Raw genomic sequence first — 16,261 nt, forward strand, 5'->3', positions numbered from 1 at the left:
ACGAGATCGAACTTTTGTTCGAAGAAAGAGTTCGACTCGAACGGTACGGGGCAAGCGGATGGGCAGCCTGGGGCTGCGGTGCGTGGGGAAGCGCATCGCGGCTCCCGGCCTCGGCAGAGGAGGAGCTGTATGACGCGCCTGCACACCGACCCGGTGGAGGTGCTGCGCAGTGGTGGGGATCCCGCGCGGTTCCTGTGGCACGACCGGCTCTACGTGGTCCGGGAGGTGCTCGGTCACTGGGTGGAGACCGGCGAGTGGTGGCAGCACGCGCGCTCGCGGACCGCCGTGGTGGCGACGGGGGAGCGCGAGGTGTGGCGCGTGGAGGCCGGGGCCGGCCGCAGCGCGCCGTTGGGTGTGTACGACCTCAGCCTGGACGCCGGCGCCGGGACCTGGACGCTGGCGCGGACCGCCGATTGAGGAGGTGACTGCCGTGAGCGCGAGTGTGAGTGCGAGCGCGAGTTGGAACCAGTCCGCCCACATACCCGAGCCGCCGATCCGCCGGGCGCCCGTGCGCTGGTCGTCCGCCCCGCGCGGCGCGCTCGATCTGCTGACCCAGGCCCGGCGCGGGCTCACCGAGGCCGCCGTCAACCACGACGCCGCGGAGCGGTACGCCACCGCCCACCTGGCCGCGCTGCGGGTGGCCGCAGCCGTGCTGGCCGCCCGGGCACAGGCCGACGACGAGCGCCCGGGCCGTCGCCGGCGGGCCCCGCGCAGCGCATGGGAGCTGCTGCCGAAGGTGGCGCCCGAGCTGACCGAGTGGGCGGCCTTCTTCGCGTCCGGCGCCCGCAAGCGTGCCGCAGCCGAGGCCGGGCTGCCCGGCGCGGTCACCGGCCGCGAGGCGGACGACCTGATCCGCGACGTGGAGAGCTTCTTCCGCCTGGTGGTGCGACTGCTCGCGCTGCCCCCGATCCCGGCCCCACCCCCTCCTATCGATTGAACGCACCACCATGAACCGACCGAGTCGATCGAACCGCCCGTTCGTCCACCTGCACGTCGCGTCCGGGCATTCGATGCGCTACGGCGTCGCGCACCCGCGCACGCTGATCGAGCGCGCGGTCGAACACGGTCTGGACACGCTCGCGCTGACCGATCGGGACGGGGTCTACGGCGCCGTCGCGTTCGCCCGCGGATGTGTCGCGGCGGGCATCCGGCCGATCCTGGGCGCCGAGCTCGCGGTGCTGCCCGCCGAACCGGCCGCCGCCGAGGCGGGCCGGCGTCGACGCACCCCGGCGCGCGGCGGCGCGTTCACCGACCCCGGCCATCCCCGGATCACCGTGCTCGCCCGGGGCAAGGCCGGCTGGGGCGCGCTGTGCCGGCTGATCAGCGACGCGCACCGGCGCGACCGGGCCAACCCGGTGACCACGTGGGACGCGCTCGCCGCGACCGACGGCGCCGTGGTGGTGCTGGCCGGACCCGACTCGGAGATCGGGCGGGCGGTCGCCGCCGACGAGTGCGCACGCGCCGAGCGGCTGCTCACCCGAGCCCGGACCGCGCTGGCCCAAGATGCCTTCTTCGTCGAACTGGTATGCCATCTGGCGCCGCTCGGCCGGGCCCGCTCGGCCGCCCACGCGGCCCGGATGTTGCTCCTGGCGGATGCCCACCGGGTGCCCGCCGTGCTCACCAACGCGGTGCGCTACGCCGACCGCGAGGACGCCGTGGTCGCCGACGTGCTCGACGCGGCCCGCCGACTGGTCCCGCTGGGCCGGCACCACCTCACCCGCACCGGCTCCGAGGAATACCTCAAGCCCACCCTCGACATGGTCGCCGTCGCCGCCGAGATCACCTGCCTGGCCGGCCGCGGTACCGCCGCCGCGCTGCTCGACGCCACCCGGGCCCTCGCCGACGGTCTGGTCCTGGACCCGGCCGAGGACCTCGGCATCGGCAGCGTGTTCTACCCCGAGCCGGAGGTGCTCGGCGTCCCGGCGAGCCGAGCCGCCGCCGAACTGCGCGCCCGCTGCGAGGCTGGCCTGGGCCTGCGCGGGATCGCCCCCACCGCCGAGGCCCGCACCCGCCTGGACGACGAACTCGCGCTGATCGGCCGGCTCGGCCTGCCGTCCTACTTCCTGACCGTGGCCGGCGTGGTCGACCTGATCCGGGAGATGGGCGTGCGCTGCGCGGCCCGCGGCTCCGGTGCGGGCAGCCTGGTCAACCACCTGCTCGGCATCTCCGGGGTGGACCCGCTGCGGCACGGTCTGCTGATGGAGCGATTCGTCTCGGACCGGCGCGCCGCCCTGCCCGACATCGACGTCGACGTGGAGTCCGCCCGCCGCACCGACGTGTACCGGCGAATCATGGAGGTCTTCGGCCCCGAGCGCTGCGCGTGTGTGTCGATGGCCGAGACCTACCGCGCCCGACACGCCATCCGCGACGTCGGCGCGGCGCTGGGCCTGGCCGCCGGTGAGATCGACGAACTGGCCAAGGCGTTCCCGCACATCCGGGCCCGCGACCTCGGCGCGGCCCGGCGCGACCTGCCCGAGCTGCGCGCGAGCCGACTCGCCCAGGACGGCGGTCTGGACGGCCTGTTCGCCCTCGCCGCCCGCCTGGACGGGCTGCCCCGGCACCTCGCCCTGCACCCGTGCGGCGTGCTGCTCTCCAACCCCACCCTGCTGGACCGCACCCCCGTCGAGACCTCCGCGCAGGGCTTCCCGATGAGCCAGTTCGACAAGGAGGACGTCGAACACCTCGGACTGCTCAAGCTCGACGTGCTCGGCGTGCGGATGCAGTCCGCGATGGCCCACGCGGTGGCCGAGATCGAACGCGTCGACGGCGCCGCCCCCGACCTGGACGCGGTCCCGCAGGACGACCCCGCGACCTTCGAGCTGATCCGCTCCAAGCGGACCTTGGGCTGCTTCCAGATCGAATCGCCCGGTCAGCGGGAACTGATCGGCAAGTTCGCCCCGGAGACGTTCGAGGACATCATCGTGGACATCTCGCTGTTCCGGCCCGGCCCGGTCAAGAGCGACATGGTCACCCCGTTCCTGGCCGCCCGTCAGGGCTGGGCCGAGCCGTACTACATCCACGAAGACTTCCGGAAGGCGCTCGCCGAGACCTGCGGCGTCGTGGTCTTCCACGAACAGGTGATCCGGATCATCTCCATCGCGACCGGCTGCGATCTCGCCCGCGGCGACGCGGCCCGGCGCGCGCTGGGCAGCCACGAGCGGAAACCGGTCGTCCGGGACTGGCTGTACGAGCGGGCCGCGGCACGCGGCTACACCGCTCCCGTGATCGACAAGATCTGGGAAGTGCTGGAGGCATTCGCGTCGTTCGGCTTCTGCAAGGCGCACGCCGCCGCGTTCGCGGTGCCCACCTACCAGTCCGCGTGGCTCAAGACGCACCACACCGCCGCGTTCCTGGCCGGCGTGCTCACCCACGACCCGGGGATGTACCCCAAACGGCTGATCCTGGACGACGCGCGCCAATTCGGCGTGCCGATCCTGGGCGTCGACGTCAACCGCTCGGACGACGTGTACCGGGTCGAGCCCACCGCCGACGGCACGCCCGGCATCCGGATCCCGCTGGCCGAGATCAAGGGCATCGGCGCCGACGAGGTCGCACACGTGCTGGCGCACCGCCCGTACGCGTCCCTGGTCGACTTCAAAGCCCGCGGCGGCGCGTCCCGCCCGACCACCGAGCGGCTGATCACCGTCGGCGCGTTCGACACCGTGCACCCGGCCCCCAGCACACGCCGCGACCTGCTGCTGCACCTCGCCGACCTGGACCGGCTCGGCCGTGCCGGGCGGCACCGGGGCGGCGCCGAGCTCGACCTCGGGCTGGCCCCCGACACGCCGCCGCGCACCGGGCTGCCCGAGCTCACCGCCGTCGAGCGGGTCCGCGCCGAACTCGACATCCTCGGCCTGGACGCCGGCCAACACGTGCTCGACTTCTACGCACCGTTCCTGGCCGACCTGGGCATCACCCGAGCCCGCGACCTGCTGAGCCGGCGCAACCGCGCCGAACTGCTCGTGGCCGGCGTCAAGGTGGCCACCCAGACCCCGCCGATCCGCACCGGCCGCCGGGTGATCTTTCTGACCCTGGACGACGCCACCGGACCGGTGGACACCACCTTCTTCGAGGACGCCCAGGACCCGTACGCGGCCACCCTGTTCCATTCCTGGCTGCTCGTCGTGCGCGGCGTGCTGCGGCGCACCGGCCCGCGCGGCGTGTCGCTGCGGGCCACCGGCTGCTGGGAGCTGGGCGGCCTGTACGACGCGTGGAGCACCGGCGGCATCCCGGCCGTACACGAGATGATGGCCGCGTCGACCCCCACCGGCCCCGCACCCGCCACGCGCCGGGTCCTGGTGCACACGAGCGGCTTCAAGATCTCCCCGTACGCCGACCTGCGCCCGGCCGGCGGCCCCACCAAGCAACCCCCACGCAAGCTCTGGCACGCCAGCCCCGGGAGCGCGGGATGACTCCCCACAACGCCCTAAGGTGGAACCCGACCAGTTCCGGAGGAGGGTGTCCGTGTCCGACCAGACGCGCAGGCGCAGCTCGATGCGTACGGCCGTCGTGTGGCAGGTGCTGCGCGAGGCGTTGGACCGACGGGTCGAGGCGGCCGGGCGGAGCGTGCTCGACGTGCTCGACGCCGGCGGCGGCACCGGCAACCTCGCCGTGCCCATCGCCCGACTCGGCCACCGGGTCACCGTCGTCGATCCCAGCCCGGACGCGCTCGCCGCGTTCGAACGCCGGGCCGCCGAGGCCGGGGTCACCGACCTGGTCCGGGCCTACCAGGGCGACACGCACGGCCTGTTCGACGTGGTCGAGCCGGACGCCGCCGACGTGGTGCTGTGCCACGGCGTGCTCGAGGTGGTCGACGACCCCTCGGCCGACCTCGCCCACATCGTCCGCGCCCTGCGCACCGGCGGCACGCTCAGCCTGCTCGCGGCCAACCGCACCGGCGCGGTCCTGGCCCGTGCCCTCGCCGGGCACTTCGACCAGGCCCGCGACCTGCTCGCCGACCCCGAGGGCCGATACGGCCCGGCCGATCCGCTGCCGCGCCGGTTCACCGTCGCCGACCTCACCGCGCTGGTCGCCAAGGCCGGCCTGGAGGCAGGCCCCGTGCACGCGATCCGGGTCTTCGCCGACCTGGTCCCGGGCGTCCTGGTCGACGATCCGAACTCGTTCGACGCGCTCCTGGACCTGGAGCGCGCCGCGGCCGAACAGCCCGAGTACCGCGCTCTGGCCACCCAGTTGCACCTGCTCGCGAGCAAGCCGGCGGGCGGGGTCTAGGACCCGCTCCGATCGCCTGGCCCGGACGGGCGGTGCCCGATGAGCACCGCCCGATCCGGCGCGCCGGCGATCATGCACGTGGACATGGACGCCTTCTACGCGTCCGTCGAGATCCGTCGCAACCCCGAGCTGTGGAACACCCCCCTGGTGGTGGCCGGCCAGGGCCCGCGCGGGGTGGTGCTCTCCGCCACCTACGATGTGCGCGCGCTGGGTGTACACGCCGGCCAGGCCACCTCCCGGGCCCGCCGGCTCGCCCCGCACGCGGTGTTCCTGTCACCGGACCACGACGACTACGGGCTGGTCTCCGGCGGCGTCATGGAGGTGCTCCGCTCGATCACCCCGCGGGTGGAGCCGCTGTCGCTGGACGAGGCGTTCCTGGACCTGGCGGGTGTCACCCGCCGACTCGGCCCGCCGGAGGCGGTCGGCGAGAACATCCGCGCCCGGATCCTCGACGAGCAGGGCATCACCTGCTCGGTCGGGATCGCCGACAACAAGTTCACCGCCAAGCTGGCCGGCGCACTGGCCAAGCCGGACGGGCTGAGCGTGATCCGCCCCGAGGAGGTCGTGGACTTCCTGCACCCGCTCCCGGTGGACCGACTGTGGGGAGTCGGCGAACGCACCGGCGCGCTGCTTACCGACCTGGGCCTGGCCACCATCGGTGATGTCGCCCACACCTCGGTCGAGACACTGAGCCGTGCGCTCGGCCCGGCCGCGGGTCGCGGGCTGCACGAACTCGCGTGGGGCCGGGACCGGCGTCCGGTGATCCCGTGGGAACCCGAACGCAGTATCGGTGCCGAGGAGACCTTCCCCACCGATGTGGACGACCCGGACGTGATCCGCCGCACTCTGCTCGACCTCGCGCACCGCACCGCGACCCGACTGCGTCGGGCGAAGGCGGCCGGGCGAACGGTCACGATCAAGATCCGATTCGCCGACTTCAGCACCCTCACCCGGTCCAAGACCCTGCGCGAGGCCACCGACGTGGGCCACGAGATCTACGGCGTGGCCTGCGTCCTGCACGGCGCGCTGGGCCTGGAACGGGCCCGACTGCGGCTGGTGGGCATCCGGGTGGAGGGCCTGGTCGGCGGCGCCCATCCGCGCCAACTGGCGCTCGGGGAACGGGTTCTGGGTCGGCGCGAGGCGGAGCGGGCGGCCGACGCGGTGCGCGGCCGGTTCGGCGACGCGGCACTGACCTCGGCCACGCTGCTCACCCCCGGGCCCCGGTCGCGCGGGCGTTTCGGGCGCTGAGTCGAAGCCCGCCGGCCACGATCGGTCCACGACTGTGACCCGCGTGGCCCCGCCCCTCGGCGCGAACCCGCTCCGGCCGCATATCATCGAAGCCCTGACCGGGGGACATGAGCGTGCGCCGGACAGGGCAGGAGTGTCGACAGGGGCGGGAATCGATGTGGTGACCCATCATCTTGGAGCAGGCTTCGAGCCCGTGCCGAGGGTGGCTTTCACGACAGCGATTACCTGCCTATCCTGAAAGGGCCGCAAGGTCGCGTCGCGGCCGACGAAGGAGGACGCCGTGCCGCTCTCAGAGCACGAGCAGCGCATGCTTGAGCAGATGGAGCGAGCGCTCTACGCCGAAGATCCCAAATTCGCGACAGCGCTCGAAGCAGCCGGCATGCGCCGGCACACCCGGCGACGCACCGTTCAGGCAATCCTCGGATTCCTGCTCGGCATCGTCCTGTTGATGACCGGCATGATGGTTCAGCAGATCTGGGTGAGCGTCATCGGCTTTCTGGCGATGCTCGGTGGGGCGCTCCTCGCGGTCACCGGCTGGCGCCGGGGACCCGCTACGGCCAACGCGGGCGAAGGCGGTGGCGCTCCCGGGCGCGCACCGCGCCGGCGCAAGGCCAAGGTGATGAACCGCATCGAGGACCGCTGGCGCCGTCGGCGCGAGGAAAACGGCGGCTGACCCTTCGGGACGATCCGGGCGACGCGGCGGGGGAGACCCGGCCGCCGCCCGGCCGACGGGCGGACCCGGGTCCGATAAGCATCCACCCATCCGGGTGAGCGATTCGGGTGTACATACGAACGCCGGTGGCGATGACTTCCGAGAATCTCGGGAGTCACCGCCACCGGCGTTTTCCTCGGTTCGGGCGCCGCCGCGCTCAGCCGATGTCGACCGGCTTGGCGGTGGGCCCGGGGCCGTCGCCCCGGCGTCGGCGCGGTCGGATCCGCTCGACGAACGCGTACCGGCGTTCGGCCAGGCTCGGTCGGCCCCGGCGGCGCAGCGAGGACGGGAGCACCCTCGCGCGCAGTCGACGGCTGCGCCCGGCCTGGTCGAGCAGGCCCTTGCGGACCGCCCGTACGTCCTCGCCCAGGCCCGGTTGCCGGGTCGGCGGGACCTGTGCGTACAACAATCGCTCGGTGGCCAGTGCGACGCGCGGCAGCGCCTCGCGGGCGGCGAGCACCGCGGCGGATTCGGGGTTCGCGGCGTCGCCGTCCGCTGCCTCCGATTGATCGGAGAGCACGCGCAGCAACCGCTCGGCCGCCTGCCGCGGGGTCTCCGCGCCCGGCGCCGGATGGCCCAGGTCGCGGGCGGTGTCCAGCACCTCGGCCCAGCCGCCGAGCACCGGCCCGGCGCGATCACCGGGTTCGGTGTCCGCCCCGTCCGCCGCCATGTTTCGGGTCAGCGCGGCGAGTCGGCGACCCCTGATCCGGCCCCGGGTCAGCATCGGCGCCGCCGCGAGCAGCACGACCAGCGCGATCCCGGAGCCGATCAGCAGCGCCCGACCGGAGAACCAGGGCTCGTCCGAGGAGCCGCCGGCGGTGACCGGCGCGGTGCTCGCGGATGCCGAGGGCGCCACGCTCTGCGCGGTCTGCGGCTGCTTCGTGGGCAGTTCGCCCGCGCTGCCCGGCGACAGGGAGGGCGCGACCGGCGCGACGTCCTGCTGAGCGTAGGAGGGCGAGTTGCCCCGCGAGGGGGTCGGCTCGAAGCGGATCCAGCCCGCTCCGGAGAAGTAGAGCTCCGGCCACGCGTGTGCGTCGTGGCTGCTGACCTTGTAGGTCAGGTCGGTCTGCAGCGTGCCGGGGATGAAGCCGACCGCGACCCGGGCCGGGATGCCCAGCGTGCGGGCCATCACCGCCATCGCCGACGAGAACTGCTCGCAGTAGCCGACCTTTTGCTCCAGGAAGTTCTCCAGGGCGGAGGCGCCGTTGCCCTGCGGGACCTTGGTGTCGTAGCGGAACTGGTTGGACCGGGCGAACCACTCCTCCAGGTTGCGGGCCCGGTCGTAGGGGGTGCCGTTCCCGCCGATTCGCAGTGCCTGTTGGCGGATCCGGTTCACCATGTCGGCCGGCAGCGGCAGCGACACGTACGGCGCGAGCGAGGGCGGCGGCGGTGGGGCGGCCTTGAGCTGCGCGGGGGTCGGCTCGACGTCGAGGCTGGTCACCGTCCAGCCCAGGCTCCGGGTGTCCTGCTTGTTGTCGCCGAGCAGCAGCCGTCCCTCGGGCTCGAACCGCCAGTTGCCCTTCACCTGGACCTGCGACGCCGGGTAGGGCATCGGCAGCGAACCCTGTCGGTAGCCGTCGTTGGCCTCGATCCGGGTGGTCACCTCGGTGGTGCGCACCGCCGCGTCCAGCCCGGCGGCCTTGGGGAACTCGCGTGGTACGTCCGTCAGTTGCCGCTCCGAGGGCTGCCAGCTGCGGCCGTCGAAGCGGTCCAGTGAGGAGATCCGCAGGTAGATCGAGCCCGGTGTGGCCGCGTTGGTGCGGTAGCGCATCAGCTCGACGTTCTCCGCCCGATTCAGCTCGTCGGAGAGCTTGACCACGGGGTTGATCGTGGTCAGCCGGTGCGCCCGCGGCCCGTTGTCGTTCTTGTCGATCAGTCGGTTGGCGCTGAGCGGGATCAGCGCCGGGACCGCCACGGCCACCGCGAGTGCGGTCAGGCCGATCCGGCCGCCGCCGCGGGCGGGTGGGCGGTACTGGCGCAGCGGTGGATGGCCGGGCGGCCCCGGCGGGGTCAGCGGGCGGCCCCAGCGCAGCAGCCGCTCACGACCCTCCGCGAGCAGCAGCAGCACATAGGCCAGCGCCGCGATCAGGAAGATCACCCAGCCCAGTCCGGACCGGGACAGCGCCGCGGGCACGCTGTAGAGCGCGAGCAGCGGCAGGCCCGCGGGGGCGGCCTGGGCGTAGGTGACCGCGATCAGGTCCACGAGTACGGCCATGCCGCCCATCACCAACAGCAGGATCGCGACGATCCCGGGCGAGGCCGGCGCGGGGGTGGTGAACTCGCGGATGTCCTGCCCGCCCACCCGCAGCAGGTTCACGAACGCGTCGACGCTGCTCGGCGTGGGGACCGGGCCGCTGGCGTCCGGCACGCAGACCAGCAGCAGGTAGGGCACCAGCGCGGCGAGTTGGGTCAGCCCCACGACCGGGCGCGGCACCCGGATGCGTCGGGTGCCCTCGCCGACCAGGGCGACCAGGAGGATCGCGCCCAGGCCCTGGGCGATCCAACCGCCCGCGTCGACCAGCGGGAGCAGCGAGGACGACGTCAGCGCGGTCGCGAGTCCCGCGACCAGGGCCAGGCGCAGCCGACCGGTCATGACCTTCCCCCTCCATCGACGGTGCCGCCCCCGACCGTGGGCGCCGCGCGCGGGCGCGGCGGCGGGGTCGAGGAGCCGGTGTTCGCCGCGGGCGCGGCGGGAGCACTCGTTTGCGAGGCGCCGGCGAAGGACACCGAGCCGGCGGCGGCGGGGTCGCCCACCCGGCCGGCCGAGCGCCACAGTTCGGACAACCGCGAGCCGGCCCGGGCGGACAGTACCCGCCAGCCGGCCTGGCGCAGCAGGGCCACCGCGTTGTCGTGCGCCAACGCGCCGGGCACCCGGCCCCACGTGCTCACGTCCAAAACGACCGCGACCCCGCGACCGGAGCGGTGCCGGGCCCGGCCGAGCCGCTTGACGTCGTCCTCGGTCAGCGCGCCGAGCACGGCGACGGTCAGCCCGCCGCCGTTCGGGTCGCGCAGCGCGGGCTCGGCCTGGTCGAGGGCGAGCACCGGCACGGTCTCCACCACGGCCAGTGCGTCCAGCAGGAAGCCCTCCAGGTCACCGGGCGCGGCCCGGATCCCCTCCAGATCGCCGGCCAGTGCGTCGCCCTCGGCGTCGAGCAGCCGGGTGGTGTAGCCGCGGCGGCACAGGTGCACGCCCACCGAGGCGGCGGCCGAGACGACCCACTCGAAGGACGAGGCCGGACCGTCGCCCACGTGCGCGCCCGCGCGGGTGTCGATCAGTACGGTGGCCCGGTTCTGCCAGGCCTGTTCCTCGCGGCGCACCATGAGTTCGCCGCGGCGGGCGGTGGAGCGCCAGTGCACGCGGCGTACGTCGTCGCCGTGTCGGTACTCGCGCGGGACCACGTCCTCCTCGCCGGACGCGGACACGTTGCGGGCGTGGCTGTCGCCGTACCCGGTCCATTCGCCGCCCAGGTCCACCGCGGGCAGCGGCTGCACCGCGGGGGTGACCACCAGGGTGTCCCGCGCGGCGAAGGATCGGGTCAGCTCGCACATCCCGAACGGGTCGGCCATCCGCAGCCGCAGCGGCCCGACCGGGAAGCGCCCGCGCAGGTCCGAGCGGACCCGGTAGGACACGTGCCGGCTGCCGTGCGGCTCGATCCGATCGAGCACGAACCGGGGCCGCGAGCCGAGCACATACGGCACGTGGTCCTCCAGCATCAGCAGGCCGGTGGGGATGCGCGAGACGTTGTCCACGCGCAGCCGCACCTGGGACTCGTGACCGGCCGCTACCCGGGGCGGCTCCAGGGCCCGGGCGCTGGTGACCAGGTGCCGGGTGCGGGCGACGATCAGCACCGACACCAGGGGCAGCGCGGTGAGCAGGAAACCGACCCGCAACAGGTCACGTTGGCCCAGGATCACCGCGCAGATGCTCGCGGCGACCCCCGCCGCGAGGAAGGACCGCCCCCGCGTCGTCAGGCCGGATAGGGCGGTACGCACGTCAGCGCGCCGTCCCGGAGCCCGTGCCGCCGAGGCGGCCGTCGGACGGCACCGGCGCGTAGCCCTGGTGCGCGGTGGGTGCCTGGGTCGGGTAGGGCCGGCCGCCGTTGTGCTGCGGGACGCCGCCGGGGTAGGGCATGTGGGCCGGCGGCGCGGGCGGGGCCTGGACGGCCTGCGGTGCGCCGACCCGACCCTGGACCGGCGGGACCTGTCCGGTCGGGGAGCCGGGGACCGGGACCTGGCGGACGATGTCGGTGACGATCTGTTCCGGGGTGCGTCGGGCCATCTGCGCGTCGGCGGTCGGCAGCAACCGGTGCGCGAGCACCGCGACGGCCAGCGTCTGCAGGTCGTCCGGGAGGACGTAGTCGCGGTTGTCCAGGGCCGCCGCCGCGCGGGAGGCGCGGACCAGGTGCAGGGTCGCACGCGGGGAGGCGCCCAGGCGCAGTTCGGGGGAGCGGCGGGTGGCGTTGACCAGGTCGACCGCGTAGCGCGCGACGGCCGGGGACACGTGCACCCGGCGTACGGCATCCGCGAGCCGGACCAGATCCTCGGCGTCGGCGACCGGGGTCAGGTCGGTCAGCGGCGAGCCCGCGCTGTGGCCGCCGATCATCCTCAGTTCGGCGTCCGCGGCGGGGTAGCCCATCGAGACCCGGGCCATGAACCGGTCTCGCTGCGCCTCGGGGAGAGGATACGTTCCCTCCATCTCCACCGGGTTCTGCGTCGCGATCACCATGAACGGCGCCTGCAGTTCGTAGGTGGTGCCGTCGACGGTGACCTGACGCTCGGCCATGCACTCCAGGAGCGCGGACTGGGTCTTGGGCGAGGCCCGGTTGATTTCGTCGCCGACCACGATGTTCGCGAAGATCGCGCCGGGCTTGAACTCGAACTCGCGCTTCTCCTGGTCGAAGACGCTGACCCCGGTGATGTCCGAGGGGAGCAGGTCCGGGGTGAACTGCACTCGGCGCATCCGGCAATCGACCGAGCGCGCGAGGGCCTTCGCCAGCATCGTCTTGCCGACTCCGGGAACGTCCTCGACGAGCAGGTGACCCTCGGCCAGCAATACGGTCAAGGCGAGGCGAACGACCTCGGGCTTGCCCTCGATCACGGTCTCCATGGCCCCGCGGATCCGATCGGTGGTGACCGTCAGATCCCCCAGACCGGCCTGATCGTTGAACGTCGACACCCGTGCCCCTCCCTGGAACCGCGTTGTGCGCGCCCTGGGTCAGGGCCACAGGCCGATTCTCCCGGTAGCGTGCGCTGCCGTCACCCCGTTGGACGGCCCGGACGACGCACCGTGCGACTCCGGAGGGTAGTCGACGCGCCATGGGGACGATCCGGTCGGCAGAAAATGGCTCGGCCGAGACGGGTCGGTGTCCTCGATAGTGCCGTGTCGAGCCGGAATCCGGGTCGGCAAGGTTGGGGCGACGGACCCTAGGACTGCTCGGGGGCGTCTTCCGGTTGCACGTCCGGGAGGGGGAAAACCTCGCGCAACAGGCCCGTGGTGACGTCGTATACGAATCCGCGCACCGTGTTGTTGTGCAGCAGGAACGGTGACCTGCGCACCCGGTTCATCGACTGGCGCACGTCGCCGTCGAGATCGACGAACGCCTCGACCGCCCACTGCGGGCGCAGGCCGGTGTCGGCCTCGAGTTCGCGGCGGAAGTCCTCGGTCACCGTGAGCATGCCGCACTGGGTGTGGTGGATCAGCACGACCTGCGTGGTGCCCAGGTGTCGCTGACTGATCGTCAGCGAACGCACCACGTCGTCGGTGACCACGCCGCCGGCGTTGCGGATCACGTGCGTGTCACCGAGTTCGAGCCCGAGCATCGCGTGCACGTCGAGGCGGGCGTCCATGCAGGTGACAACTGCGGTGTGGCGGACCGGCATCGCGGACATGCCGGGATCGCGGTAGTTCTTCGCGTAGTGCCGATTGGCGGCGACAAGACGATCAACCATGGTCAGGACGTTAGCGACCCGGGCCGCGTTCCGCCTCGTGGGGGGAGTCACACTGCCGAAGAGTGGTGGGCTCATCACTATTTCGGGTCTATGGGTGCCAATCCCGTAATGGGAGATTCGTACTGAGAGCCCAATGACGTGGAGGCGAAAACCCGCGCCCGATGCGGGGGAGTGGCGTGCGGGGGGCGTGCAATCGGGTGGTCCTTTTGAGATACCCCTTCTGACCTGGGCATTTATCAAAACTGGAGACAGAGTGACGTGCCCGAAAAGGGTTGACCGTGGGGTTTGGTGGAGTAGAGTGGCGGGAAGTGGAGCCGACGCTCCACGCGGCGGCCGGAGGTGCTCGGTGTTTCTGGGCACATACGAGCCCCGGTTGGACGAAAAAGGTCGGCTGATCCTGCCGGCCCGGTTTCGGGACGAGCTGGCGGAGGGCCTTGTGATCACAAAGGGGCAGGAACGCTGCCTCTATGTGTGGCCCATCGCGGAGTTCACCCGGATCGCCGAACACCTGGGCAAGGCGCCGGTGACCTCGAAGGCCGCCCGGGACTACACGCGCGTCTTCTACGCGGGCGCCTCCGACGCGGTCCCCGACAAGCAGGGGCGAGTGCTGGTGCCGCAACCGCTGCGGGACTACGCCGGGCTCGACCGGGACAGCCGCGACTGCGTCGTCATCGGGACCAACACCCGGGTCGAGCTGTGGGCGGCGAAGACCTGGCACGCTTACCTCGCGGAGCAGGAGCAGTCCTTCGCCGAGCTGTCCGAGGAGGTGCTGCCCGGCCTGCTGTGACCGAGGCGGCGACGCCCGGTGCCGCGATACTCTCCCGAAACGCGATCTCGACCCTGGCGCACCTGCGGCGAGGTCTCCACCCGCTCCGAGCTTTCTGGCACTCCTTCCCCGGTGCCAGAGGTCACTTCCCCAGACGAGCGGGCGGGGACCTGGCGGCATGTTCTCCGGGTCGGTCGCGCCCAAGCCTCTAGACTGCGGGTTTCCGCACGACGAAGGGCCCGGAGTGAACGCGACGATGGTGGAGGGGCCGTGACGGCGCCCGCCCACATTCCGGTCCTGCTGGAACGGTGCGTCGAACTGCTCGCCCCCGCGCTGCGCGCGCCCGGAGCGGTCGTGGTGGACGCGACACTCGGGATGGGCGGGCACAGCGAAGCCCTGTTGACGGCCTTCCCCGAGGTGCGGCTGATCGGCCTGGACCGCGACCCCGAGGCGCTGGAGCGCTCCGGCGCCCGACTGGCGGCCTTCGGCGAGCGCGCCACGCTGGTGCACGCGGTGTACGACGAACTGCCGCAGGTGCTCGACCGGCTCGGCATCGAGCGGATCGACGGCATCCTGTTCGACCTCGGCGTCTCCTCGCTGCAACTGGACCGGGCCGATCGCGGCTTCGCCTACGCGCAGGACGCGCCGCTGGACATGCGGATGGACCCGACGGTGGGCATCACCGCGGCCGACATCCTCAACAGCTACACCGCCGGCGACCTGGCCCGGATCCTGCGCGACTTCGGCGAGGAGCGGTTCGCCCGCCGGGTCGCCGACGCGATCGTGCGCGAGCGGGAAAAGGAGCCGTTCACCAACAGCGCGCGGCTGGTCGACATCGTGCGTACCGCGATCCCGGCCGCCACGCGGCGTACCGGCGGCAATCCGTCCAAGCGCACGTTCCAGGCGCTGCGTATCGAAGTCAATGGCGAACTCGCGGTCCTGGAGCGTGCGTTGCCTGCGGCGGTGCGGGCGCTGGCGTTGCGCGGGCGGATCGTGGTGATGTCCTACCACTCGCTGGAGGACCGGATGACCAAGCGCGTGCTCGCGGCCGGCGCCCAGAGCAAGGCGCCGCCGGACCTGCCGGTGGTCCCGGAGGATCTGCAGCCCCGGCTCAAGCTGCTCACCCGCGGCTCGGAGAAAGCGAGCGAGCAGGAGAACGCGGACAACCCGCGCGCGGCCTCGGTGCGGCTGAGGGCGGCGGAACGGGTGCGGGAAGACCTGTGAATCGACGCGGCGGACGGGGGAGCCGGGGATGAGTGGCGCGGCGAGGACGATGACCCGGATCCGGCTGGCCGCGCATCAGGCCAAGGGTTCGACGCGGACCCCGTTCGTGGTGCTCGTGGTCGGCCTGCTCGGTGGTGGTCTGCTGTCCCTGCTGTTGCTCAACACCGCGCTCAACCAGGGCTCGTTCGAACTGGGCCGGCTGCAAAAGCGCCAGGAGCAGCTCACCGACGACCGGGAGGCGCTCCAGCGAGATCTGGACGCCAAGGCCGCCCCGGGCGAACTCGCGCGACGCGCTCAGGAGTTGGGCCTGGTCCCGGGCGGCAGTCCGGTGTTCATCGACCCGGCGACCGGGCGCGTGCTCGGCGTCCCGAAGGCAGCCACATCCAAGCCGCCGCTGGTACCCGAGGCACCCGCGACCTCGGCGCCGCCCACCCCCGCGGCACCGCAGGCGGCCGGTGGCGGTCCGGGCGCACCGGCTCCGGCCGGCCCGGACTCGGCGGGGACGGCCGGCCCCGGCCTGCCCGGTGCTTCCGGCACGCCGGAGAACACCGCCTCGGCGACCCCGGTCCCGCCGACTTCCGGCGCGCCGCCGCTGGAAGCGACCCGTTGACGGTGTTCGCCGCCGATCGGTCCGCCTACCCCGGCGACCGATCCACTCGGCTCGGCGGGTCGGCCGGCATCGGGGTCCGACCGCTCGATTTTGACCACTTCGGCCACATCACCCGCCGGCGCGGCTCGGCATGCGAGGGGGGTGGCTGCGCGGTGCGGTCCTTCGGGCGGGTTCGGGTGTCGTCGGTATCGCCGGTCGATCGGGCTCGGGTGATGTCGCCTGTCGGGTCGGACCGGATGGTGCCGCCGATCGGGCGGGTCTGCGGTTCGGGGCGGGACGGGGGCGGTCGGATCGGCGCCGTTCGTTCGCTCGCTCGTTGTACGTATGCGTCGCCGGGTGCGGCGTGCCGCCGAATTCGGGTGCTGCCCAGTCCAAGTGAAGGGACCTCGCGTGACCGACGGACGCCGTGACCCCCGCGATCCGCGTGATCCCGACGAGCCGCGTTCGGCCGGCCGGGCCCGCCGGGAGCGTGGCGCCGACCCGGCCGCGTCCTCGGACCGCCGGCCCCGCCCGCCCGCCCGGC

Annotated in this window: 13 protein-coding genes; 9 read left to right on the top strand and 4 right to left on the bottom strand. The window is 73.0% G+C overall.

All coding sequences use genetic code 11. The features are described from left to right. Positions 1 to 129: 129 nt before the first annotated feature. From ABZS54_RS14355 to ABZS54_RS14380, 6 genes are all read left to right on the top strand, one after another. A complete protein-coding gene (locus tag ABZS54_RS14355) occupies positions 130 to 417 on the top strand; it encodes a DUF6504 family protein (protein WP_355534641.1) in 288 nt (95 codons plus the stop codon). 61 nt (positions 418 to 478) lie between these two features. After that, positions 479 to 937, top strand: coding sequence for an SAV_6107 family HEPN domain-containing protein (locus tag ABZS54_RS14360; RefSeq protein WP_355534665.1), 459 nt, complete (start codon positions 479 to 481; stop codon positions 935 to 937). A gap of 10 nt (positions 938 to 947) precedes the next feature. Continuing rightward, the gene (gene dnaE, locus ABZS54_RS14365) at positions 948 to 4,412 is read left to right on the top strand and encodes a DNA polymerase III subunit alpha (protein WP_355534643.1); all 3,465 of its coding nucleotides are present in this window, start codon (positions 948 to 950) and stop codon (positions 4,410 to 4,412) included. Positions 4,413 to 4,464: 52 nt separating this feature from the next. Continuing rightward, positions 4,465 to 5,229: a methyltransferase domain-containing protein gene (locus ABZS54_RS14370; protein WP_355534645.1), complete on the top strand. Its 765-nt coding sequence runs from the start codon at positions 4,465 to 4,467 to the stop codon at positions 5,227 to 5,229. Between the two features lie 39 nt (positions 5,230 to 5,268). Beyond that, the gene (gene dinB, locus ABZS54_RS14375) at positions 5,269 to 6,477 is read left to right on the top strand and encodes a DNA polymerase IV (protein ID WP_355534646.1); all 1,209 of its coding nucleotides are present in this window, start codon (positions 5,269 to 5,271) and stop codon (positions 6,475 to 6,477) included. A gap of 280 nt (positions 6,478 to 6,757) precedes the next feature. Further along, entirely contained in the window at positions 6,758 to 7,150 is a 393-nt protein-coding gene (locus ABZS54_RS14380) for a DUF3040 domain-containing protein (protein WP_026218737.1), read from the top strand. A 196-nt stretch (positions 7,151 to 7,346) separates the two neighbouring features. Here the strand turns inward: ABZS54_RS14380 and ABZS54_RS14385 are convergent, their stop codons facing one another. From ABZS54_RS14385 to ABZS54_RS14400, 4 genes are all read right to left on the bottom strand, one after another. Continuing rightward, positions 7,347 to 9,782, bottom strand: coding sequence for a transglutaminaseTgpA domain-containing protein (locus ABZS54_RS14385; RefSeq protein WP_355534648.1), 2,436 nt, complete (start codon positions 9,780 to 9,782; stop codon positions 7,347 to 7,349). Then, the gene (locus ABZS54_RS14390; RefSeq protein ID WP_355534650.1) at positions 9,779 to 11,182 is read right to left on the bottom strand and encodes a DUF58 domain-containing protein; all 1,404 of its coding nucleotides are present in this window, start codon (positions 11,180 to 11,182) and stop codon (positions 9,779 to 9,781) included. The genes ABZS54_RS14385 and ABZS54_RS14390 overlap by 4 nt, the downstream gene beginning before the upstream one ends. Before the next feature lies 1 nt (position 11,183). After that, positions 11,184 to 12,365: a MoxR family ATPase gene (locus tag ABZS54_RS14395; protein ID WP_355534652.1), complete on the bottom strand. Its 1,182-nt coding sequence runs from the start codon at positions 12,363 to 12,365 to the stop codon at positions 11,184 to 11,186. A 248-nt stretch (positions 12,366 to 12,613) separates the two neighbouring features. Next, positions 12,614 to 13,138, bottom strand: coding sequence for a carbonic anhydrase (locus ABZS54_RS14400; protein WP_355534654.1), 525 nt, complete (start codon positions 13,136 to 13,138; stop codon positions 12,614 to 12,616). A 346-nt stretch (positions 13,139 to 13,484) separates the two neighbouring features. Here ABZS54_RS14400 and mraZ point away from each other — a divergent pair, with 346 nt between their 5' ends. The 3 genes from mraZ (at position 13,485) to ABZS54_RS14415 (ending at position 15,738) form a co-directional block, all read left to right on the top strand. Then, complete coding sequence (gene mraZ, locus ABZS54_RS14405; protein WP_355534656.1) at positions 13,485 to 13,925, top strand: division/cell wall cluster transcriptional repressor MraZ; 441 nt, start codon at positions 13,485 to 13,487, stop codon at positions 13,923 to 13,925. Between the two features lie 249 nt (positions 13,926 to 14,174). Further along, entirely contained in the window at positions 14,175 to 15,128 is a 954-nt protein-coding gene (rsmH, locus tag ABZS54_RS14410; RefSeq protein ID WP_355534657.1) for a 16S rRNA (cytosine(1402)-N(4))-methyltransferase RsmH, read from the top strand. Positions 15,129 to 15,156: 28 nt separating this feature from the next. Continuing rightward, entirely contained in the window at positions 15,157 to 15,738 is a 582-nt protein-coding gene (locus tag ABZS54_RS14415) for a hypothetical protein (protein ID WP_355534659.1), read from the top strand. The last annotated feature ends 523 nt before the right edge of the window (positions 15,739 to 16,261 follow it).

The sequence above is a fragment of the Embleya sp. NPDC005575 genome (assembly GCF_040605455.1).
Lineage (GTDB): Bacteria > Actinomycetota > Actinomycetes > Streptomycetales > Streptomycetaceae > Embleya.